Source organism: Acidithiobacillus sp. 'AMD consortium' (genome assembly GCF_008926505.1).
Classification (GTDB): Bacteria; Pseudomonadota; Gammaproteobacteria; order Acidithiobacillales; family Acidithiobacillaceae; genus Acidithiobacillus; species Acidithiobacillus ferridurans.
In genome coordinates, this window is record NZ_CP044411.1 from 2,829,912 (window position 1) to 2,849,226 (window position 19,315).

Annotated in this window: 25 protein-coding genes and 1 pseudogene; 10 read left to right on the top strand and 16 right to left on the bottom strand. The window is 60.2% G+C overall.

From position 1 onward, the window contains the following. Positions 1 to 36: 36 nt before the first annotated feature. The 15 genes from atpG to moaB are packed head-to-tail and all read right to left on the bottom strand — an operon-like array spanning position 37 to position 10,600. Entirely contained in the window at positions 37 to 903 is an 867-nt protein-coding gene (gene atpG / locus F6A13_RS14705; RefSeq protein WP_113527597.1) for a F0F1 ATP synthase subunit gamma, read from the bottom strand. A 9-nt stretch (positions 904 to 912) separates the two neighbouring features. Beyond that, positions 913 to 2,457 carry a F0F1 ATP synthase subunit alpha gene (atpA, locus tag F6A13_RS14710; protein ID WP_113527596.1) on the bottom strand — a complete coding sequence of 515 codons (1,545 nt, stop codon included), beginning with the start codon at positions 2,455 to 2,457 and terminating at the stop codon, positions 913 to 915. A gap of 16 nt (positions 2,458 to 2,473) precedes the next feature. Beyond that, complete coding sequence (locus tag F6A13_RS14715; protein WP_113527595.1) at positions 2,474 to 3,013, bottom strand: F0F1 ATP synthase subunit delta; 540 nt, start codon at positions 3,011 to 3,013, stop codon at positions 2,474 to 2,476. Between the two features lie 10 nt (positions 3,014 to 3,023). After that, positions 3,024 to 3,503: a F0F1 ATP synthase subunit B gene (atpF, locus tag F6A13_RS14720; RefSeq protein ID WP_113527594.1), complete on the bottom strand. Its 480-nt coding sequence runs from the start codon at positions 3,501 to 3,503 to the stop codon at positions 3,024 to 3,026. Positions 3,504 to 3,545: 42 nt separating this feature from the next. Next, positions 3,546 to 3,800: a F0F1 ATP synthase subunit C gene (gene atpE, locus F6A13_RS14725; RefSeq protein ID WP_009561114.1), complete on the bottom strand. Its 255-nt coding sequence runs from the start codon at positions 3,798 to 3,800 to the stop codon at positions 3,546 to 3,548. A 41-nt stretch (positions 3,801 to 3,841) separates the two neighbouring features. Continuing rightward, the gene (locus tag F6A13_RS15890) at positions 3,842 to 4,000 is read right to left on the bottom strand and encodes a hypothetical protein (protein WP_264158148.1); all 159 of its coding nucleotides are present in this window, start codon (positions 3,998 to 4,000) and stop codon (positions 3,842 to 3,844) included. Continuing rightward, positions 3,927 to 4,592, bottom strand: a complete 666-nt coding sequence (locus tag F6A13_RS14730; RefSeq protein WP_264158129.1) for a FoF1 ATP synthase subunit a — start codon at positions 4,590 to 4,592, stop codon at positions 3,927 to 3,929. The genes F6A13_RS15890 and F6A13_RS14730 overlap by 74 nt, the downstream gene beginning before the upstream one ends. A 2-nt stretch (positions 4,593 to 4,594) precedes the next feature. Next, positions 4,595 to 4,993 (bottom strand): hypothetical protein, encoded by a 399-nt coding sequence (locus F6A13_RS14735; RefSeq protein WP_225981864.1) that lies wholly within the window; start codon positions 4,991 to 4,993, stop codon positions 4,595 to 4,597. Between the two features lie 27 nt (positions 4,994 to 5,020). Continuing rightward, positions 5,021 to 5,905 carry a ParB/RepB/Spo0J family partition protein gene (locus tag F6A13_RS14740; RefSeq protein ID WP_113527592.1) on the bottom strand — a complete coding sequence of 295 codons (885 nt, stop codon included), beginning with the start codon at positions 5,903 to 5,905 and terminating at the stop codon, positions 5,021 to 5,023. Continuing rightward, on the bottom strand, positions 5,902 to 6,684 hold the full coding sequence (locus tag F6A13_RS14745; RefSeq protein WP_113527591.1) for a ParA family protein: 783 nt from the start codon (positions 6,682 to 6,684) through the stop codon (positions 5,902 to 5,904). Before F6A13_RS14745 ends, F6A13_RS14740 begins: the two co-directional genes overlap by 4 nt. Positions 6,685 to 6,731: 47 nt before the next feature. Further along, positions 6,732 to 7,397 (bottom strand): 16S rRNA (guanine(527)-N(7))-methyltransferase RsmG, encoded by a 666-nt coding sequence (gene rsmG, locus F6A13_RS14750; RefSeq protein WP_126604810.1) that lies wholly within the window; start codon positions 7,395 to 7,397, stop codon positions 6,732 to 6,734. A 4-nt stretch (positions 7,398 to 7,401) separates the two neighbouring features. Further along, positions 7,402 to 9,276: a tRNA uridine-5-carboxymethylaminomethyl(34) synthesis enzyme MnmG gene (gene mnmG / locus F6A13_RS14755; RefSeq protein WP_126604808.1), complete on the bottom strand. Its 1,875-nt coding sequence runs from the start codon at positions 9,274 to 9,276 to the stop codon at positions 7,402 to 7,404. Between the two features lie 41 nt (positions 9,277 to 9,317). Further along, positions 9,318 to 9,515 carry a copper resistance protein NlpE gene (locus F6A13_RS14760; protein ID WP_225981865.1) on the bottom strand — a complete coding sequence of 66 codons (198 nt, stop codon included), beginning with the start codon at positions 9,513 to 9,515 and terminating at the stop codon, positions 9,318 to 9,320. Then, positions 9,509 to 10,051, bottom strand: coding sequence for a class I SAM-dependent methyltransferase (locus F6A13_RS14765; RefSeq protein ID WP_225981866.1), 543 nt, complete (start codon positions 10,049 to 10,051; stop codon positions 9,509 to 9,511). Before F6A13_RS14765 ends, F6A13_RS14760 begins: the two co-directional genes overlap by 7 nt. 6 nt (positions 10,052 to 10,057) lie before the next feature. Beyond that, entirely contained in the window at positions 10,058 to 10,600 is a 543-nt protein-coding gene (gene moaB, locus F6A13_RS14770) for a molybdenum cofactor biosynthesis protein B (protein WP_126604806.1), read from the bottom strand. 148 nt (positions 10,601 to 10,748) lie between these two features. On the opposite strand from moaB, the gene F6A13_RS14775 reads away from it, so the two are divergent. Genes F6A13_RS14775 through F6A13_RS14790 form a run of 4 tightly spaced genes read left to right on the top strand, consistent with a single transcriptional unit; the run spans position 10,749 to position 14,493 of the window. After that, positions 10,749 to 11,684: a magnesium transporter CorA family protein gene (locus F6A13_RS14775; RefSeq protein ID WP_126604804.1), complete on the top strand. Its 936-nt coding sequence runs from the start codon at positions 10,749 to 10,751 to the stop codon at positions 11,682 to 11,684. A 30-nt stretch (positions 11,685 to 11,714) separates the two neighbouring features. Then, positions 11,715 to 12,656 carry a magnesium transporter CorA family protein gene (locus F6A13_RS14780; RefSeq protein ID WP_113527586.1) on the top strand — a complete coding sequence of 314 codons (942 nt, stop codon included), beginning with the start codon at positions 11,715 to 11,717 and terminating at the stop codon, positions 12,654 to 12,656. A 7-nt stretch (positions 12,657 to 12,663) separates the two neighbouring features. Then, a complete protein-coding gene (locus tag F6A13_RS14785) occupies positions 12,664 to 13,563 on the top strand; it encodes a CorA family divalent cation transporter (protein WP_126604803.1) in 900 nt (299 codons plus the stop codon). A 15-nt stretch (positions 13,564 to 13,578) separates the two neighbouring features. Beyond that, positions 13,579 to 14,493, top strand: a complete 915-nt coding sequence (locus tag F6A13_RS14790) for a CorA family divalent cation transporter (RefSeq protein WP_126604801.1) — start codon at positions 13,579 to 13,581, stop codon at positions 14,491 to 14,493. Here F6A13_RS14790 and F6A13_RS14795 read toward each other — a convergent pair. Further along, the gene (locus tag F6A13_RS14795; protein WP_126604799.1) at positions 14,463 to 15,560 is read right to left on the bottom strand and encodes an ADP-ribosylglycohydrolase family protein; all 1,098 of its coding nucleotides are present in this window, start codon (positions 15,558 to 15,560) and stop codon (positions 14,463 to 14,465) included. The genes F6A13_RS14790 and F6A13_RS14795 overlap by 31 nt on opposite strands. Positions 15,561 to 15,883: 323 nt before the next feature. Here F6A13_RS14795 and F6A13_RS14800 point away from each other — a divergent pair, with 323 nt between their 5' ends. The 6 genes and pseudogenes from F6A13_RS14800 to F6A13_RS14825 all read left to right on the top strand — a co-directional run bounded on the left by F6A13_RS14800 (position 15,884) and on the right by F6A13_RS14825 (position 19,006). Continuing rightward, positions 15,884 to 16,081, top strand: coding sequence for a hypothetical protein (locus F6A13_RS14800; RefSeq protein ID WP_113527582.1), 198 nt, complete (start codon positions 15,884 to 15,886; stop codon positions 16,079 to 16,081). A gap of 3 nt (positions 16,082 to 16,084) precedes the next feature. Beyond that, entirely contained in the window at positions 16,085 to 16,957 is an 873-nt protein-coding gene (locus F6A13_RS14805; protein WP_126604797.1) for a pirin family protein, read from the top strand. Between the two features lie 205 nt (positions 16,958 to 17,162). Beyond that, positions 17,163 to 17,840 carry an SIMPL domain-containing protein gene (locus F6A13_RS14810; RefSeq protein WP_126604796.1) on the top strand — a complete coding sequence of 226 codons (678 nt, stop codon included), beginning with the start codon at positions 17,163 to 17,165 and terminating at the stop codon, positions 17,838 to 17,840. 181 nt (positions 17,841 to 18,021) lie between these two features. Next, a pseudogene (locus tag F6A13_RS14815) lies at positions 18,022 to 18,333 on the top strand (DNA methyltransferase); the annotation flags it as partial. A gap of 62 nt (positions 18,334 to 18,395) precedes the next feature. Next, positions 18,396 to 18,704 carry a type II toxin-antitoxin system RelE/ParE family toxin gene (locus tag F6A13_RS14820; protein WP_225981868.1) on the top strand — a complete coding sequence of 103 codons (309 nt, stop codon included), beginning with the start codon at positions 18,396 to 18,398 and terminating at the stop codon, positions 18,702 to 18,704. After that, positions 18,701 to 19,006: a helix-turn-helix domain-containing protein gene (locus tag F6A13_RS14825; protein WP_113527577.1), complete on the top strand. Its 306-nt coding sequence runs from the start codon at positions 18,701 to 18,703 to the stop codon at positions 19,004 to 19,006. The genes F6A13_RS14820 and F6A13_RS14825 overlap by 4 nt, the downstream gene beginning before the upstream one ends. Positions 19,007 to 19,315 lie beyond the last annotated feature (309 nt).

Below are 19,315 nucleotides of genomic sequence, written 5' to 3' on the forward strand. Positions count from 1 at the left end.
AACCCTCAAAAATTCCAAAAAATGCTGTGCACATCGTCAAACCGCCGCCGCACCGGCGCTGATCTCGGCGATTTCCTGAGTAATGGCGGCCTGGCGCGCCTTGTTGTAGGCCAACTGGAGGTCATCCACCATACGTTTGGCGTTGTCCGACGCACTTTTCATGGCAACCATGCGCGCGCTCTGTTCGCAGGCAAGGTGTTCGATAACCGCCTGGTACACCACTGATTCCACATAGCGCTGCATCAGACGATCCAGCACCGGACGGGCTTCGGGCTCATAGATGTAATCCCACAACTCCGCACGCGGTTCTGCGGACGCCGTCGGTTTTTCGACCGGCAGCAATTGCTCGACCGTTGCTCGCTGCAACATCGTATTCACGAAACGGGAGGAAACCAGATAGACCACGTCGACCTCGCCCTTGGCGTAAGCATCCGCCATCGCCCGGATGGGTCCGATCATGTCGCCCAGATGCGGGCTGTCACCCAATCCGTTCAGCTCCGCCACGAGATGCGCACCATGGCGCCGCAAAAAGCCCAACCCTTTGTTGCCCACCACCGCGAGATTCGACTCGACCCCCCCATCGTGGAGCTCGCGCATCTTTTGGACGACGCTACGCAGCACATTCACGTTGAGCCCGCCACAAAGCCCTCGATCCGTGGTCACCACCAGAAAGCCTGCCTTTTTGACGGGGCGCACCTGCATCAACGGGTGTTCATACTCGGGATGGGCCTGCGCCAGATGTCCCAATACCTCGCGAATTTTCTCCGCGTAGGGACGGGCGGCGCGCATCCGCTCCTGAGCGCGCCGCATCTTGCTCGCAGCCACCATCTCCATGGCGCGCGTGATCTTGCGCGTATTCTTTACGCTCTTGATCTGCCCCCGGATTTCCTTGGCGTTGGCCATGCTACTCTCCTAGTACGTCGAGCCGGACTTGAACTGCTTGACCGCCGCGTCGAGTTGCTTCTTGAGGTCGTCCGTCAGATCCTTCTTCTCTTCGATTCCGGCCATCAAGTCTTTGTAGTTGCTGTTCAAATAAGCGAGCAGCGCCTTCTCGAAGGGTCGTACATTGGCCACTTCGACATCGTCCAGCGCACCACTGCTGGCCGCAAAAAGCGCCGCGCCCTGCTCTGCCACAGACATCGGAGAGAACTGATCCTGCTTCAGCAATTCCGTGACCCGCTTGCCGCGATCGATCTGCTTGCGGGTAATTTCATCCAGATCGGAGGCAAACTGCGCAAAGGCTGCCAGCTCACGATACTGGGCCAGATCCAGACGAATACCGCCGCCCAGCTTCTTGATGAGCTTGGTCTGCGCCGCGCCACCCACCCGCGATACCGACAGGCCGGCGTTGATGGCGGGACGGATACCGGCGTTGAAAAGATCGGTTTCCAGATAGATCTGGCCGTCAGTGATGGAGATCACGTTGGTGGGCACGAAGGCCGACACGTCACCCGCCTGGGTTTCGATGATGGGCAGGGCGGTCAACGAACCGGTCTTGCCCTTCACCTCGCCCTTGGTAAACTTCTCGACGAAATCCGCATTGACACGCGCGGCGCGCTCCAGCAGACGGGAATGCAGATAAAACACATCCCCCGGATACGCTTCACGGCCCGGCGGACGGCGCAACAGCAGGGAAATCTGGCGATAGGCCCAAGCCTGCTTGGTAAGATCATCATACACGATGAGCGCATTCATACCGCGGTCGCGGAAATATTCCCCCATGGTGCAACCGGCATAGGGCGCCAGATACTGCATGGCGGCAGATTCGGAGGCGTTGGCGGCAATCACCGTGGTGTACTCCATGGCGCCGTATTCTTCGAGCTTGCGCACCACGCTGGCAACGGTGGAAGCCTTCTGGCCGATGGCAACATAGATGCACTGCACATCCTTGCCTTTCTGATTGAGAATGGCATCGATCGCGACGGCCGTCTTGCCGGTCTGGCGGTCGCCGATGATGAGTTCGCGCTGACCACGACCAATCGGCACCATGGCGTCGATGGACTTGATGCCGGTCTGCATGGGCTCGTCGACACTCTGCCGGTCGATTACGCCAGGGGCGATTTTTTCAAGGACGTCGAACTCCTCGGCGTCAATGGCACCCTTGCCATCGACAGGCTGGCCCAGGGCATTGACGACACGACCGAGAAGCGCCTTGCCAATGGGCACCTGCATGACTCTGCCGGTGCACTTGACGACGTCGCCCTCCTGGAGACCGGAGAACTCGCCGAGCACGACTGCGCCGACATTGTCCTGTTCCAGATTCATGGCCAGCCCGAAGCGGCCGCCGGGGAGTTCCAGCATCTCGCCGTACATTACGTCTTCCAGACCGTGAATGCGGAGAATGCCGTCACTCAAGCTGATGATGGTGCCCTGCGAGCGCGTTTCGACACGGCCTTCAAAGCCGGCGATCCGTGCGCGGATCAGTTCACTGATTTCCGATGGATTCAGTTGTTGCATACCATTTCCTCAAGACTTAGCTGCGAAGGGTTCGGGCAAGCTGCTGCACTTGTCCACGCACGGAAGCATCTATGGTGAGATCACCCGTATGAATAACTAGGCCACCGATCAGCGCGGCATCGACCGCTTCCCGGAATGCCACCTTGTGGCCGGTAAAGCGGCGCTCGAGCGCGGACTGCACAGCCGTCTTCTGCCCGGCGTCCAGGGCGACGGCGCTGGTGACCAGGACATCGACAATGCCTTCCGCGCGGCGCACGGCGTCCGCGAAAAGCGTGCCGATCTCGGCCGTCGCGGGCCAGCGATCATTGTGGATCAACAGCGCCAGGAATGCCCTCCACGCCTCGCCGTCCACCGCCACAGGAACCGCAGTCAGCAAGGACACCTTTTCGGCGTCAGCACGCTCCGGATCAGTGAGAAAGGCCTGCGCCTGAACATCGGCAATCATGGCGGCAAGCGCCTGCAGCGCATCCGCCCAGGCCTGTTCCTGGCCACTCTCTTTCGCCAGCCCATAAAGCGCCTCTGCGTAGGGACGCGCCACCGTGATCAGATCCGCCATGGGAGGCTCCTCACAATTGGCCGACCATACGGTCGATGATGTCGCGGTGGGCCTGATCGTCGATTTCGCGATGCAGAATGCGCTGGGTGCCATTCACCACGAGCTCCACCACCTGCCCACGCAGCACTTCGCGCGCCCGATTGGTTTCGACGTCGATTTCGGCGCGCGCGCTGGCGATGATCCGATCGGCTTCCTCGCGCGCCTTACCCTGTGCCTCTTCACGCAACTCCACACCACGACGCTCGGCATTGGCGATGATTTCTGCCGCCTTTTCCTTGGCTTCACGGAGCAGTTCCGTCGCACGCTTCTGCGCCAGAGCCATCTCTTCCTTACCGCGTTCCGCTGCCGCCAGGCCGTCGGCGATTTTGGCGCGACGGTCATCCATGACCTTACGCAAAGGACCATACATATACTTGTACAGCAAGGCCACCAAGATGACGAAGGTGACGAACTGTACGATCAGCGTTCCATTGATACCTACTGGATTCATGACTACCTCACTTGCAAGTGGGCCGGCTCAGCCGGTCCAGCATCAGCCCAGGAACGGGTTGGCGAAGAGGAACCAGAAACCGAAGGCCAGAATAATGAAGGGGAAAGATTCCATCAGACCGGCAAAGATGAAAGTATTCACCAACAACTGTGGGCGCATTTCCGGCTGACGGGTGATACCTTCAATAGTCTTGGAGGTGATCAGACCCCAACCGATGGCGGAACCCAGACCGGCGGCGCCGAAAATGATACCTACGGCAATGGCAGTAGCAGCAACAATGATGGTATGTGCGTCCATGGTAACTCCTTACAAGTGTCGCAAAGTGAAATAATAAACTCTTAGTGATCCTGCATGTTCGCCATGCCGAGATAAACCACCGTCAGCACGGTGAAAATAAATGCCTGCAGGATGATGATCAAACTCTCAAACAGTGACCAGACTTCGCCCATGACCAGCCCGCCCCACCAGGGCAGCATGGCCAGCAGCAGGAAGACCAGTTCGCCGGCAAACATGTTGCCAAAAAGTCGCAGACCCAGGCTCAAACGGTTTGGTGATCTCTTCGATCAGCGACATGATGATATTTATCGGCGCCAGGAAGATACCGAAAGGATGGGTCAGGTAGGTCTTGAAATAGGAGAATCCCTTGACGCGCAGATTGGTGGCGATCATCAACAGAAACACGGCGACGGCGACACCCAGAGTCGTATTCAGGTTGACCGTGGGGGTAATGCGGAACTCCGTGAGCCCGAACCCGTGTGCAACCATCCCCGGCAGGTACGCGGGGATGAGGTCCATGCTGTTCATCAACAGAATCCAGAGAAACACCGTCATGGCGACCGGGGCAATCAGTGGATCCTTGACCGGGAAGCTGCCTTGTACCAGATCGTCGATGAAATCCACCACCCCCTCCAGCCAGTTCTGCATCCCGCTGGGGGCGCTGGCCTGCAAACGGGAGCCCACCACCATGGCGGTAATCACCAGGATGGCGGCCAGGACCCAACCCATGACGATGGTGTCGAGATCAAACGTCCAGAAACCGGAACCAATCGTCCAGTTTACGAGGTGATGGGCGATATCGCCTGATGCCACGCTTAACTCCTTTGTCTGGAACGTTCCCGCACCAGAAATGCCAAAAATACGAAATGGGTCAGCAAGAATCCGGCGACCAGCCCGATGACCGGCAGGCGCAGCCAGAATATTGCAAAAATCAGTCCGAGGATGGTGATCGTCCAGCGCTGCAACACCGCTCCACCCAAGCGCTGTGCAGCGCGTTGCGCAGAGGCGGGGAGCGCGATCAGGCGACCACCCAAAATAAGCATGTTGACCACACTCAAAAATGCTGCAAAAAGCACTGCGTAGGCTTCTTCACGCCCCCAGCCCCAGGCCGCTACCGCAGCCATCAGCAGCGCTAACGTCAGTACAGTGGCGGTCACCCGCCCCACATACGACGAAAAATTGACCATCGCGGTTTGTTTTTTTAGCGCCTTCAACAGACAATTCTTGAATACGCGGTGAGTCTAAACACGCCGATGCAGCCCGTCAAGCGCCGAATATCCACCTTCGTCATCATCCAGAGACACGCCCAGACACTGAAAAAGTGCCGCCTCCTGTTCCGGATCCTCCCAGCGGATCCGCAATTCACCGCCCCGCCCCTGCGCACGCAGGTCGACGGGCAGCCCCAGGCGCGCGGCGATCCGGGCGGAAAGTGCGGCAATATTGGCGTCGGGCTCCGCCTTGGGGGCCTTGATCCGGCCTTCGGCCTGGACCAGTCGCTCGGTGGCCCGCACACTCAGGGCCTCACGCACCACCCTTTCCGCAATCTGCACCTGGCGCCCGTCCGGCAGGGTCAGCAGGGCACGGGCGTGACCGGCGCTGAGCGCGCCATTTTCGACATGGGGATGGAGGTCCGGACAGAGGCGCAGCAGGCGCAACTGGTTACTGATCGCAGCGCGGGAACGGCCGAGGGATTCGGCCAGCGCTTCGTGGCTGAGGCCGAACTCGTCGAGCAGGCGTTGCAGGGCCTGCGCTTCTTCCAGCGGATTCAGAGCCTGGCGCTGGATGTTCTCGATGATGCCGATGGCAAGGGCCTGTTCATCACTACACTCACGGACCACGGCGGGGATGTGGCTGAGGCCCGCCAATTGCGCCGCGCGCCAACGGCGCTCGCCGGCGACGATCTCATAACGGCCGCCACCGATGGCACGAATGACGATGGGCTGCACCACCCCCTGACTGCGGATGGATGCGGTCAGTTCTTCCAGAGACTCGGCACTGATCAGGCCGCGCGGCTGATAACGCCCGCGCTGCAGTACGTCGAGGGGAACCTCGCGCATGGCCGTGCCCGCACCACCTTCACTGGCGAAAAGGGCGTCCAGACCCCGGCCCAGGCCGACCCGCTTCATTTCAACCACTCGCGGCGCAAAAATTCGGTGGCAACGCCCTGATAAGCCCGCGAACCGGCGCAGGCAGGATCATAGACCAGAGCGGCACGGCCAAAGCTGGGCGCCTCGGCGAGGCGGATATTGCGAGGGACGACAGCCTGGTACAGCTTGTCGGGAAAATGCCGCTCCAGCTCCAGTGCCACTTCGGAAGCCAGCCGGTTGCGGTTATCGAACATGGTCCGCAGCAGACCATGCACCTCCAGACGGGGATTCAACTGGGCGCGGACCCGGCGCACCGTGCCAAGCAATTGGGTCAGCCCCTCCAGTGCATAGTATTCACACTGCATGGGGATCAGGACACTATCGGCGGCGACCAGCGCGTTTATGGTGAGCATATTGAGGGCAGGCGGGCAGTCGATCAGGGCATAGTCGAAGCCCGCGACCGGTGCGAGGGCATCCTGCAGGCGCCGCTCACGATCGGGCCGGCCATAAAGCTCCACCTCCGCACCCGCAAGATCGGGGCTGGAGGGCGCAAGGGAAAGACCCTCCGGAAACGCATTCAACAACACCGCGCTCAGGGGCAGTTCGCCAAGGAGGACGTGGTAGATCGTCGCCGTGGCACTGCTGCCGAGACCCAGACCAGTGGTCGCATTGGCCTGGGGATCGAGGTCGATCAGGAGAACGCGCTTGCCGTTCTGGGCGAGTCCAGCGGCCAGATTGACGGCGGTGGTGGTCTTACCCACCCCCCCCTTTTGATTGGCAATAGCGACGGTGCGCATGGCGACTGGGCGGAATTCCATTCTTCGACGATAACTTGGCGTAGGATACCCCGTAGCGGTGCGGGGGGCTAGGGCGTGGCGACCGGGATGCGCCAGGAAAGCAGAAAACGCGGCGGCAGGCCGGGAACGGCGAGGTCCTGGCGGGTGATGTGGAGGGTTGCGGCGCGGGGCCAGTCGGTCAACTCCTCCCCGACGCCCGGACCTTTCTGGGCGAGCACCCAGGTGTGCGGACCCTGGAGGTGCCTGGTCATGGCGTCGAGACGAGCGAGGGGCGCGGTGGCACGGCTGATGATGACGTCTGGCAGGAGATCGGGGTGATAATCTTCGCTGCCCTGTGGGGCCACCTGCACGTTGGTCAGCCCAAGATCCGCGATGGCGTAACGGAGGAAAGCGACCCGTTTGGCCGCCGGTTCCACCAGGGTGAACGCTTGTGCTGGGCAGCAGATGGCGAGAGGGATGCCGGGTAATCCGGCACCGCTACCGATATCCACCACCGCACCCTCCGGCAAATAGGGTAGCACCGCCAGACTGTCCAGCAGATGGCGGGGCACCATCTCCAGGGGATCGCGCACCGCCGTCAGGTTGTGGGTGGCATTCCAGCGCTGCAGGAGGGCGACATAGTGGATCAGCAGGTTACGCTGCTCGGCGCCGACCGTGTTGTCGAGGCCGAGAGCCACCAGTCCGGCATTCAGACGGGCACGCAGCTCTTGCGAGGAGACCTCCGGCTTGGCCATCGAATCAGCCTACCTGCTGCAGACCGCGACGTTTCACATGAATCAGCAGCAGGGAGACGGCAGCCGGGGTCACACCAGGGATACGGCTGGCCAAACCGATGGTCTGCGGTCGCTGACGGGCGAGGCGCTGCATCACTTCGGTAGAGAGACCCCGCACCGCTGCGTAGTCCATGTCGGCAGGGATATCCATTCCCTCCCAGCGTGCGGCGCGGGTGATCTCATCGTGCTGACGGGCGACATAGCCGGCATACTTGCACTCGATCTCCAGTTGCTCGCGGGCCTGCGCATCGCTGCACGGAACGAGGTCGAGCACCTGGAGCAGGCTGGCGTAATCCCAGTCGGGGCGGCGGAGGAGTTCAAGGGCAGTGACATCGCGGGAGAGGGGTTGATCCGTCTTCGCCGCAATACGCCCGGCGATGGCGCTGCCGGGATGGATGCGCAAGCCCTCGAGGCGGCTGCGCTCCGCCTGCACTGTGTCCTGCTTGGCACTGAAAGCCGTCCAGCGCCGCTCATCCACCAGCCCCAATGCCCGGCCATGTGGCGTCAGACGCAGGTCGGCATTGTCCTCCCGCAGTTGCAGGCGATATTCGGCGCGGCTGGTGAACATGCGGTAGGGTTCGTCGAGTCCGCGGGTAACCAGATCGTCCACCATCACCCCCAGATAGGCTTCGTGGCGACCGGGCGTCCACGCCGCGAGTTCGCGCGCGCGGCGGGCGGCGTTGAGACCAGCGAGCAATCCCTGGGCCGCAGCCTCCTCGTAGCCGGTGGTGCCGTTGATCTGGCCGGCACAGAACAGACCCGGCAAGCGTCGGCTTTCCAGACTGGGGCGGAGCTCGCGGGGATCGAGGTAGTCGTACTCGATGGCGTAACCAGGGCGCAGCAACACGGCGTTTTCCAGACCGCGCATGCTGCGCACCATTTCGACCTGGACACCGAAAGGCAGGCTGGTGGAGATACCGTTGGGGTAGACTTCGTGGGTATCAAGGCCTTCCGGTTCCAGAAAAACCTGATGCGACGCCTTATCGGCAAAGCGCACGACCTTGTCCTCGATGGAGGGACAGTAACGCGGCCCTACCGACTGGATATGACCGCCGTACATGGCCGACTGGTGCAGGTTCGTCTGAATGATTTCATGAGTACGGGCGTTGGTGTGGGTGATGTGGCAGGCTAGTTGTGGCACGTCGATGCGCCGGGTCATAAAGGAAAAAGCGGGCGGTGGCGTATCACCGGGTTGTGCCTCCAGCACCCCATAGTCGATGCTGCGGCCGTCGATGCGCGGCGGGGTACCGGTTTTCAGCCGCGCCACTGGGAAGGCCATCTCCCGCAGGCGTTGCGCCAGAGCGTTGGACGGCGGATCGCCGGCGCGGCCGGCGGGGTAATTCTGATCACCCATGTGCACCCTGCCACCCAGAAAAGTACCTGTGGTCAGAACGACCTGTGCAGCACGCAGCACCTGGCCGGTTTCCAGGATGACGCCACCCAGCCGGTCGCCTTCCATGAGCAGATCGCCGACCATGCCCTGGAACAGTTGCAGGGCGGGTAGGTCTTCGAGCAAACGGCGTACGGCGCGCTTGTATAGGCTGCGATCGGCCTGGGCGCGGGTGGCGCGCACCGCCGGACCTTTGCTGGCGTTGAGGGTGCGGAACTGGATGCCCGCCTGATCGATGGCGAGCGCCATGATGCCGCCGAGCGCGTCGACTTCTTTGACCAGATGACCTTTGCCAATGCCGCCGATGGCCGGGTTGCAGGACATCTGGCCGATGGTATCGAGATTCTGGGTAAGCAGCAGCGTGCGCACACCGAGACGGGCGGCTGCGGCAGCCGCTTCCGTCCCGGCGTGACCGCCGCCGACCACGATAACGTCAAATGAGTTTTGCATGGCGGGATTATCTGCGTTTCACCGGGGTTTTGGCAATTTTTTCAGGATAAAACGGGCAGCCAGCGGACCCGTGAAGGCTTGCCATCCATGCCCAGTTGGGTGAGCTGGTTTTCACCGACACGGTGGAGAGTCGTCCCACCGCGCATGCCTTCCAGCCGAATAGTGTTGCCGTCGACCCAGGAGAATTCGTTTCCCCGAAGGATGGCAACAGAGAGAAACACGGTGTGCGGCCTCAGCATCGCCATACCCCTGCCGCCCGATCCACATCCTCCTGCAATTCCAACAAAGTCAGCGCCGGGAATGCCCCGGCCAGCTCCCCAGGCTTCAGACGGTACTCCGGATTTTGCGGCCCGCGCCCAGCGTATGCCCCCGCCCAAGTCTCATAAAACAGCAGACCGCCCGACCGCGATGCCGCCGCCAGGGCCGGAAACAATGGCCGGTACAGAAAATGCGCGACGACGATTACATCGAAAGATTCCGGCTCCGGAGGATGAGCGACCACGTCCCGGCATTCCACCCGCAAGGGTAGGGCATCCGCCCGCTGCCGCAACCCGGCCACCGCACTCTCCGCGTAATCCCATGCCCAGGTCTCCAGCCCGCGTCGCGCCAGAAACAGCGCATTCCCGCCTCGGCCGCAGGCGAGGTCCAGCGCCCGACCGCCGGCAGGCAGCCAATCCGCATGCGCCGCCAGAAAAGGCAGCGGTTCCGGCGCCAGTGTCTCTGCCTGCGCGTAGCACGCGTGCCAGCGCGCCCGCTTCTCGTCCTCTGCCATCATACCCGCTCAGTGCTCGTACCGGATGCGCGGCAGCAGTTCGCTCAGATTGCAGGGGCCGTGCCGGATGTCCAGTTGCGGAATGATGATGGCCTCCATGCCGAGGCGGACGCCGCCGGTGGAACCAGGGAGGAGAAAGACGATGGTGCCATCGCAGATGGCGGCTTCGGCACGGGATTGGATGGTGCTGGTGCCGATCTCCTGAAAGGAGAGCATGCGGAAAAGTTCGCCAAAACCGGGGATGGGCTTGCTGATGAGAGGCGCGAGGGCCTCGGGAGTGACGTCGCGACCCGTGATGCCGGTACCACCGGTGGCGATGATCACGTCGATGGCGGGGTCGGCGATCCAGTCGCGCATTTGCGTGCGCAGGGTTTCGGCGTCATCGGCGATGATCTGACGGGCGGCGATCTGGTGTCCGGCATGGCTGGCGAGTTCGGCAACTTTGTCGCCGGATTTGTCGGTTTCCGGCGTGCGACTGTCGGAAACCGTGAGGATGGCGATGGCGAGAGGTAAAAAGGCTTTGCCTTCGGGTGACTGCTGCGCACGGCTCACGGCGGTATTCCCTTTACAGGATGACGGAAAGTCCAGTATAAGAGGCTCCGTCCTACGGTCCAAGGGGCACGGCGTGCGGCGATCATCATAGGCGTTGATTTTCCGGACCTCAGCCCCGAAACAGTCCGCTTCTGACCAGGAGAGCGTCATGGATGTGTCCCTGCCAGCAGATCCGTACCATCCCCCCGCATCGAGCTCCGCGCTGGTGAACGGGAGCGGCTGGCAGCATCTCACGGCGCCGCGGCCGACAGACTGGGAACGGGCGGGGCAACTGGCGGATGACTGGGACTTTGCCCAGGATATCCTCGATCCCGATGAACGCTCCTGGCTGCGCCGCGATGGCGGGCGCGTCTTCATTACCTTGCAGTTCCCCGTGAAAGGGGGTGACGCAGATGCGGATAGCTGGGAACAACGGCCCCTGGGCGTCATCCTGCAGGGGCCCCGGATTACCACGGTGCTGGCGCGGGAACTTGCCCCGCTGTCGCCCTTTTTCGGGCAAATGGAACACCTTTCCAGCCCACCGGAAAGCGTCGAAATTCTCGCCGCCATCCTCAAGATTCTGGCGCAAAGTTACGAAGACGCCCTGCACGAGCTCAATGCCGCCATCCACGATAACGAGCAGCAACTGGACTGGACCCAGAGCAACGGCGACTTTTTTACCCTGCTGGAGATCAGCAAGAGCCTGACCCGCTTCGAGGTCGCGCTGGTCGGCAATATTGCAACGGCATTCAAGATTTCCCGTCTGCCGGAAATCCGCGACGACCTGCCCGCCACCCGCCAGATCGACACCGCCCTGCTGGAACTGCAGGTAGCCCATGAACGGGCGCGGGTTTATGCCGGGACCAGCACCTCCATGATGGACGCCTACGCAGGCATGGTACAGAACAATATCAACCATGGTCTGAAGGTGGTGACGGTGCTGGCCATGATCTTTTACGTGCCCAGCCTGCTCGCGACCCTCTACGGGGTGAATACGACCCTGCCTTTTCAGAACACCCATTGGATATTCTGGGTGATAGTGGGTCTGGGGACAAGCGTGTCTGTCGGACTGACACTGTTTTTCAGGCGGAAGGGCTGGATATGAACAGACTGACGGGCGCACGGAGGGATCGGGATGCTGCACTGGTTTGACGAAAAAACGGATGCTCCGTTGGAAGTCACGGCGGATTTTCACTGGCCGCCGACCGCAACCTGGATTCAGGTGGTGGCCCCCACGACTGCGGAGCTGGATTTTGTCGCAAAGCACTTGCAGGTGCCCGACTACCTGTTTCAGGACGTTTCCGATGAGGACGAGCGCCCGCGCCTGGAGCGGGAAGGAGATATTGCGCTGATCATTCTCAAGGTGCCCGCTCCCATGCAGGCCGACGCCGAGTTGCGCTTCCGGACACTGCCCGTGGGACTCTGGTTGCTGCCCCACCAGATGGTGACGGCGAGCACCCAGCCCTTGGCGCTTTGGGATGAATTGCGCGGGCAGCGCCAGCGGGGCAAGGCACTGCACGTACGGGGGCTGCTGGCGGAGATTTTTCAGGCCATCGCCAGGGACTATCTGCGCGCCTTGCGCCTGATCAACGCCGAAATCGCCGCCACCGAAAAAATACTGCGCGACTCCCAGAATAACAATGAGTTTTTTCGGCTCCTCGCCCTCAACAAAAGCCTCATCCTTTTTTCTTCGGCACTCAAAGGCGACATCTCGGTGGCCCAGCAAACCCTGCGGCTGCCGCTGCTGAAACAGGACGAAGGCGATCTGGAAGATATCGCCGATGCCCTGATCGATCTGCAGCAGGCGCGGGACATGACCGAAATTTACGCCTCCACCATTACCAACATGATGGATGCCTACGTCGGCGTGCTGCAGAACAACATCAGCAACACCCTGAAAATCATCACAGCCTGGACCGTGGTCGTGGCCGCGCCCGCGACGGTGGCGAGTATTTACGGAATGAACGTGCCCCTGCCCCTGCAGCACTGGGCCTATGCGTGGCCCGTGCTCATGGGGGGAGGATTTGTGGTATCCGGCATGCTGTTCATGATTTTCCGCAAGAAAGACTGGATCTGAGCGCGCCATGGGCTGCCAGTTTTACGACAAGGCCGCAGGCGCCTGGACAGCCGCCGAACACTATACGGCGGACGGCCTATTTCTGCTGACACCGGAAGCCGTTTATCGCTGCCCGCAACTGGAAGCGGTGCTGCAGCACTGCTCGGAACAACGTCTTTACTGCCGGGACACCGAGATCACCCTGCGCCTGCCCGTGGCGTTGCTGGAGCAGGACGCACGGTTTGGTACGGTGGCACGGATGGAGCACCTGACCCTGCATTATACTCCCCGGAGTCTTGCCATTCTGGGTGAAGAAGCGTTGATCCCTACACTGCAACGGGACTGGCTCGGGGACTTGCGGCATAGCGCCATGGACGAACTGCTGCAGCGCGTGCTACTGAGCAGCATCTATAGTCACGAGCGAGTGGCGCGGGTGCTGGTGGAACGCCTGCAGGTGCTGCGCATGGCGCTCAAAACCGCCATGGGTAACGCGGAACTACGCCAAATTGTGGTTCTCAATCGCGACCTTGGTGAACTGGTTATTGCCCTGCGGGAAACTGGCCTCATTCTGCGCGATGCGTTGCGCGCCACCGCCGGCGAGTCACCGGTCTACCCCCTGCTGGACGCGGCGTTACGTGAGCAACGCCGGATAGAGGATGGCGTAAATCTGATTCACCAACGCTATCTGGCCGTGACGAACGCCTATAACGGCATCATCCAGAACAATGCCCATACCGTGATGAAGGTCATGACCGTATGGCTGGCCCTGCTCATGATGCCCATCGCTTTCATTATGCCCTGGCACATGATGACGCCTTTGCCTTTGGAGCACTGGCATTATCTCTGGTTTGGACTGCTCGCCTACGTCTTTGGCGTGACTTGGCTCTTCGCGCGCTGGGCCGGCAAGCACGGCTTTTTTTCCATGTAAGGGGAGGATAGCTCCATGATGCGTATCATCCGCGATTCCCTGCTGTCCGGGAACGCCAACCGGCGGAGCTGGATGGCTTTGACCGATCCCTCCACCAGCGAACTGACGCAGGCGGCAGCGACTCTGGACATCCCCGAGAGCTTTCTGCGCAAACGCCTGGAGGGCGAAGCATCCCGTCCCCTGATCAAGGAGGAGCGGCTGATTTCTCTGCAGTTCCAGGTACCCATGCCGGAAGCGGGTGCGGCAGGACAATTTACCCTGGTGCCCCTGAGCCTGTATTTCGTACCCGGTTATTTCGTCACCCTGGCCGAGCGCGAGATTCCCTTCCTGAACCGGCTGATCGATCCGCAAAAGCCGCGCAAGCGCTGGGAACTGGTCCTGCGCATCATTGCCGAAGTCACACGTAATTATCTGCCCACCGCACGCTCGGTAACTCGGGAGATGACCGTAGTGGAGCGGGACCTGCGCCAGGCCCAGCGCCATGATGTGGTGTACCGCGGACTGGATATCAACGACCGTCTGCTGGCGTTGGATCTGGGACTACTGCAACTCGAATACGTGGTCAGTGAAATCGCGCATTTTCTCCCCGCCGGAGACACGTTCCTGATGGAACTCCACGAAGACACCAGGGTTGAACTGTCCCAGGTACGGGACCAGGTGGACAGTGATCAGGCGACCCTCAGCGAACTGCTGGAATCTTATGCCTATGTGGTGCACAACAATGTCAATCACCTGTTCAAATTCATGGCGGCATTGATCATTCTCGCGACGATTCCGCTCTTCATTCCCGGAGCGGTCGCCATGAACGTGCCCCTGGGACCTTTGCCGCACTGGCGTTACGGCTTTGCGGCGGTGACCGGCGGGCTGGTGCTGGTGGAGATGCTGACGGCCGGGGTGTTTTACCGCATGGGGTGGCTAAAGCTGGATTGAGACGTTTCCTGTCTGACCGCCGATTGCTCCAGTTCCGCCGCCAGCGCCAGATAGCGCTGGGCGTCACGCAGCCCGGTGATGAAACGACGAGGAATTCCCTGCAGACCTACCTGGGCGCCCACGAGCGCGCCCGTCAACATCGCGCGAGACATATTTTGTCCGCCCCCGTTGATGGCGTGCAGTACGGCTGATTCATAATCTTCCCGGAAACGACTGGCCAGGTAGTAAGCCGCAGGCAGTTGGTGGTAAATGGCGCAGGGCATGCCGTAAACCAGACTCACCTTCCAGGCGGGTTCAATGGCGATGTCAGGATCCGCTGCGGCGAGCGCGGCGTATCCGGCCGTGAGCAGGGCGTCGGGCGACATGAACTGACCGACCTGCATCCTTTCGCCACCTTGCGGCGGTGGCTGCAAGTGGCCTTGGGTAACCATGTGGAAGGGCAGGGCTCCGCTGCGCACCTGCGCCATGAGCGTGGCGCCAATCTGCGGCGTCAACGAAGCGCCAGAGACCAACTGGGCCAAAACGGCGTTGAAGGCGACGCTCATGGCGACGATGGCCGGATCATGCTGGGTCAGGATGATGTTGCTACATACGGCCTCCGCCATTTTTTTCGGCTGCAGCGCATAAAAGGCAGCGATGGCCATGGCGCGTTCGGCTCCCTCCGTCGTGTCCGCATCCCCGGCGCATTCTCCCCATGGACGACGCTCCGGCACGCGCTTACGCCAGGCCTCCCGAATGGATTGATTGGTATAGCCTCCCGGTCCCTGCATGGGCGTGCCATCCAACTGCGGGAACAGTTCCGTATCCAGCCGACGGGTGAAATCGTCCTCCTCATAACCCGCACAGTGCACCAGCGACTCCATCAGCATGACCAGCAGCAGTCCGGTTTGCGAGATATCCCCCGCAAGCAGGCCGCTGTGATAACGACCGGGGCGCGGCGTCAGATAGTCGGTAATCCAGGGGCCACATTCCCGCCGCATTTCGGCAAGGTCGTAGTACCAATGACACCCGACAGCCAGCGCATCACCAATCAGGGCACCCATCACAGCACCAGCTACGCGTTGCATACTTCACCTCCCTCGCCCATACCACCATGGGCACCCCGTGTTCCGGGAAAGTGGTCGATGGAACCGGCACACGGAAAGTATCAAACCAGTTTACCCCCTCCCATTATAGCAACCTACGACAGAGTGGACCGTCTCCAGGCCGCCAGCAGGCCCTTTATAGGGTTGGTCAGCGGCAACGCCAAATGAAAACGCCGTTTACACCAATTTCAGGACACCCTCCTTTCCAGGACCGCCTGTTGGTAGTTACCTGATGGTACCTACTTTACAATATATACAAACCGTCTTTACTCTTGAGCAACATTGGCCAACAAGGGGAGACCATCATGAGCAAAATTGAGCAAAATGCTGATGCTATACTATGTCAAAGGTTTGGGGGGCATATCGACACCATGGCCGGTTCCATTGCCGAACGCGCACCCCGAAAAGGGGATGGCAGCCCTGACCCCAGTGACAACGAACTGCCCATCGCCTGTTGTCAGGGGCGGCATGTGGTCGAAATGACCCAAGAGTGGAGGATATAACCCATGGAGAACATCGGCTTGCCATCGGAATCCGTCCGTCGCTCAAGGACGATCGAGCGTATTGTGGCGGGACAGGCCACCTCTGACGGCGCGGGCGTTCAATTAACCCGGGTTTTAAACCAATCCCTGCAGCACCGGCTGGATCCCTTTCTGATGCTCGACGCTTTCGGTAGCGACAATCCAGGTGACTACATTGCCGGGTTTCCCGATCACCCGCACCGCGGCTTCGAGACCATCACCTACATGATAACGGGCAAAATGCGTCATCGTGACAGTGCGGGACACGAAGGGTTGCTCGAAAGCGGGGGCGTGCAATGGATGACCGCAGGGCGGGGCGTGATTCACTCGGAAATTCCGGAACAGGAAAAAGGCGTCATGGAGGGATTTCAGCTCTGGCTCAACCTGCCGAACCAGGACAAGATGGCACCGCCGTGGTATCGCGATTTCTCTGCCGCAGATTTGCCGCGCTTTGTGACACAGGAAGGGGTCGCCGTCACGGTCATTGCCGGAGAGAGTCATGGAGTCACTGGCGCAGTAACGCGGGAGCGCACAAATCCGCTTTACCTGGACCTGCAATTGCCGGAAGGCACACATTTCAAGCAGCAACTGCCTGCCGATGATAACGCCTTTCTTTATGCATATCGCGGAACCCTGGAAATCGTCGGCACCCCTGTGCCTGTCCAGCGCATGGCCATACTTGAGAATAGCCCGGAAACCGACGGTGTGGATATCAAGGCTCTTACGAGTGCACGCTTACTGCTGATTGCGGGCCGTCCGTTGCATGAGCCAATTGTCCAGTATGGACCATTTGTCATGAATACTCGGGAGGAAATATACCAGGCCTTTGAAGATATGAAGGAAGGCCGGTTAGTCTAATGCGCATTAGATTCACGCTTTGGCAATCTCAAATTTGTCTAGTTAGAGATGCCCCAATGACATTGCCCTACTTCATACTTCACAATGCCGTAAGTCTTTCGTCACTTGAGGGGAATCGAGAAATGGGCATGATCCTGAACCACCCGACAGACATTTCCGTGTTGCAAGCGCAATTTGCGCGGGACCGGAAGGCGGCGGAGGCAGCATGAGGCGCACGCATATCCTTTGGCTGCTTTTGGGGTTGCCGGGCATGGCGGTGGCGAAGGTACCGACGCCGACCCCCACCAGCGTGAATTTCCATGTGACAACACATTATCGGGTGCCCAAGACGGTATTGCATGCCGACCTGCAGGCGGAGGCATCGGGGAGAAGCCCGGCGAAGTTGGCCGCCATGGTCAATCAGGACGTGTCCTGGGCAAAGGCCCGGCTGCAATCGGTGCCTGGGATTACCTGGCATAGCGCCGGGTACCAGACGCAGGCGACAGGGCAGACCGGTGCGCGCTGGCTGGTACGGGAAGATCTGGCCGTGCAAAGCACGGATCCGGCGGCGTTGCTCCCCTTGCTGGGCACGCTGCAATCCCGGTTACACTTGGTCGGGATGCAATATGCAGCGCCTTCCGCCGCCGTACGCAAGGCGCTGCGAACTGCCGAGCTGCGGGGACTGCGCCAGTACCGGAAACAAGCACAGCAGAATTGCGCGGCGCTGGGCTACCATAGCGCGCGTCTGGGGCAGGTATTCATCAATACGAATGTCGTCCCACTGGCGCGGCCAATGCCAGTCATGGCGTTAGCCACCAAGGTCGTCCCTGGACCCGTAGTCGGCCGGGGCGGGACGGAAAGGGGCAGGGTGGTGGTTGGAGGAAATGCTTATTGCGAGAAGTGAGGCATGGGAATGGTGTTACGTCCCGCAATAAATCAGGTGTCCTGTCCCGAGCTATTCTCGCTTCACTCCAAACGGCGAAATTAATGCAATAGCCTCAAACATCAAAACCATTATCGCTATAGATCCATATGTATAAATGAACCTAAAGGTTACATTTGGCGAGTAATTTGCCCAAAGGCATGCGGAAATCATCCGGGAAGAGGCGGGTACCTACGCAGCCGAAGACCGCGACGAATACACGGCGGAAGGCGTGTTCTGGGTACCCTTATCGGGCCGCTGGGACAGGGTACAGGCCGCCGCCAAACAGCCGGACATCGGCAAGCGCATCGACGATGCCATGACCGAGATCGAGCGGGAAAATCGCCATCTGAAAAACATCCTGCCCAAGGGCTACGCCCGTCCCACGCTGGATCAGCGCGGCCTGGGGGAACTGGTGGACCTCATCGGCACCATGAGGAAAACGGATTTGCGATTTATACCCAATAAGATATAAGCTACCTCATGGTTCAATCGCAACGTCCTTTATTCTGGGTGGCCTCCGCCAAAAAAGATCTCATGGATATGCCCGAGGATGTGCGGGATACCTTTGGGTATGCGCTGCATCTGGCGCAAATCGGCGGCAAACATGCCCAAGCCAAACCGTTAAAAGGCTTTGGCTCGGCGGATCTGGTTGAGATCGTCGAAGATTTCAAGGGGGACACGTTTCGAGCGGTGTATACGGTGCGCTTTCAAGAGAAAATTTACGTTCTGCACAGCTTTCAGAAGAAAGCGACGCAGGGCATCCGCACACCCAAACCCGATATGGACAAGATACATGAACGGTTGAAATGGGCAGAGCGACACGCCAAGGGGGTGATCGAATGAACATCGAGATGAGTAGTGGCAATGTCTATGCGGACATCGGTGCGCCGGATGCAGAGGAAATGCTTTTGAAGGCACAACTGGCATCCCGTATTGCGGACATGATCCAGAGCAAAGGATTTACGCAATCGCAGGCAGCGGAACTGCTGGGTATCCCACAACCCAAGCTGTCCCTGATGCTGCGGGGGCAATTCCGGGGAATCAGTGAAGCCAAAATGCTGGAATGCCTGGCCCGGCTGGGCCGGGATATTCAGATCGTCATCGGACCGGAACATGCAGGGACCGGGAATATTGTGGTGGTGTGACATGAGCATTGATCGAGACCGTAGGGTGGCCATAGTCCATGCGGTCATGGACCCCATGGATGGGGATACGGTATTGGGGCAGCGATGAAGAAGCGCTGCTTTCAGAATCCGCGCTGGCTGAAGACTGGTTGAAACCGGAAGAGGATGAGGCATGGGCCTACTTGCAGCCGGTCAGGTAGTGGTGCTGCCTTTTCCGTTCTCTATTCACCCTGCTCCAGCGGGATTTTTTATGAGAAGAATTGAAATGTCATGAGAATGTCATGTTAGTTTCATTATAGTGTCACATTGTTACGTTATTCTTGTCGGCAA

Excerpts from the sequence above, each read along its gene's own strand:
- F6A13_RS14740 (WP_113527592.1), bottom strand. The coding sequence starts at position 5,905 with ATGAAGCGGGTCGGCCTGGGCCGGGGTCTGGACGCCCTTTTCGCCAGT.
- F6A13_RS14825 (WP_113527577.1), top strand. The coding sequence starts at position 18,701 with ATGAACATCGAGATGAGTAGTGGCAATGTCTATGCGGACATCGGTGCG.
- F6A13_RS14780 (WP_113527586.1), top strand. The coding sequence starts at position 11,715 with ATGCTGCACTGGTTTGACGAAAAAACGGATGCTCCGTTGGAAGTCACG.
- F6A13_RS14775 (WP_126604804.1), top strand. The coding sequence starts at position 10,749 with ATGGATGTGTCCCTGCCAGCAGATCCGTACCATCCCCCCGCATCGAGC.
- F6A13_RS14790 (WP_126604801.1), top strand. The coding sequence starts at position 13,579 with ATGATGCGTATCATCCGCGATTCCCTGCTGTCCGGGAACGCCAACCGG.
- atpG (WP_113527597.1), bottom strand. The coding sequence starts at position 903 with ATGGCCAACGCCAAGGAAATCCGGGGGCAGATCAAGAGCGTAAAGAAT.
- F6A13_RS14745 (WP_113527591.1), bottom strand. The coding sequence starts at position 6,684 with ATGGAATTCCGCCCAGTCGCCATGCGCACCGTCGCTATTGCCAATCAA.
- F6A13_RS14800 (WP_113527582.1), top strand. The coding sequence starts at position 15,884 with ATGAGCAAAATTGAGCAAAATGCTGATGCTATACTATGTCAAAGGTTT.
- atpF (WP_113527594.1), bottom strand. The coding sequence starts at position 3,503 with ATGAATCCAGTAGGTATCAATGGAACGCTGATCGTACAGTTCGTCACC.
- F6A13_RS14765 (WP_225981866.1), bottom strand. The coding sequence starts at position 10,051 with ATGATGGCAGAGGACGAGAAGCGGGCGCGCTGGCACGCGTGCTACGCG.
- atpA (WP_113527596.1), bottom strand. The coding sequence starts at position 2,457 with ATGCAACAACTGAATCCATCGGAAATCAGTGAACTGATCCGCGCACGG.
- F6A13_RS14760 (WP_225981865.1), bottom strand. The coding sequence starts at position 9,515 with ATGCTGAGGCCGCACACCGTGTTTCTCTCTGTTGCCATCCTTCGGGGA.
- F6A13_RS14805 (WP_126604797.1), top strand. The coding sequence starts at position 16,085 with ATGGAGAACATCGGCTTGCCATCGGAATCCGTCCGTCGCTCAAGGACG.
- rsmG (WP_126604810.1), bottom strand. The coding sequence starts at position 7,397 with ATGGCCAAGCCGGAGGTCTCCTCGCAAGAGCTGCGTGCCCGTCTGAAT.
- F6A13_RS14810 (WP_126604796.1), top strand. The coding sequence starts at position 17,163 with ATGAGGCGCACGCATATCCTTTGGCTGCTTTTGGGGTTGCCGGGCATG.
- F6A13_RS14820 (WP_225981868.1), top strand. The coding sequence starts at position 18,396 with ATGGATATGCCCGAGGATGTGCGGGATACCTTTGGGTATGCGCTGCAT.
- atpE (WP_009561114.1), bottom strand. The coding sequence starts at position 3,800 with ATGGACGCACATACCATCATTGTTGCTGCTACTGCCATTGCCGTAGGT.
- F6A13_RS14795 (WP_126604799.1), bottom strand. The coding sequence starts at position 15,560 with ATGCAACGCGTAGCTGGTGCTGTGATGGGTGCCCTGATTGGTGATGCG.
- F6A13_RS14715 (WP_113527595.1), bottom strand. The coding sequence starts at position 3,013 with ATGGCGGATCTGATCACGGTGGCGCGTCCCTACGCAGAGGCGCTTTAT.
- mnmG (WP_126604808.1), bottom strand. The coding sequence starts at position 9,276 with ATGCAAAACTCATTTGACGTTATCGTGGTCGGCGGCGGTCACGCCGGG.
- F6A13_RS14785 (WP_126604803.1), top strand. The coding sequence starts at position 12,664 with ATGGGCTGCCAGTTTTACGACAAGGCCGCAGGCGCCTGGACAGCCGCC.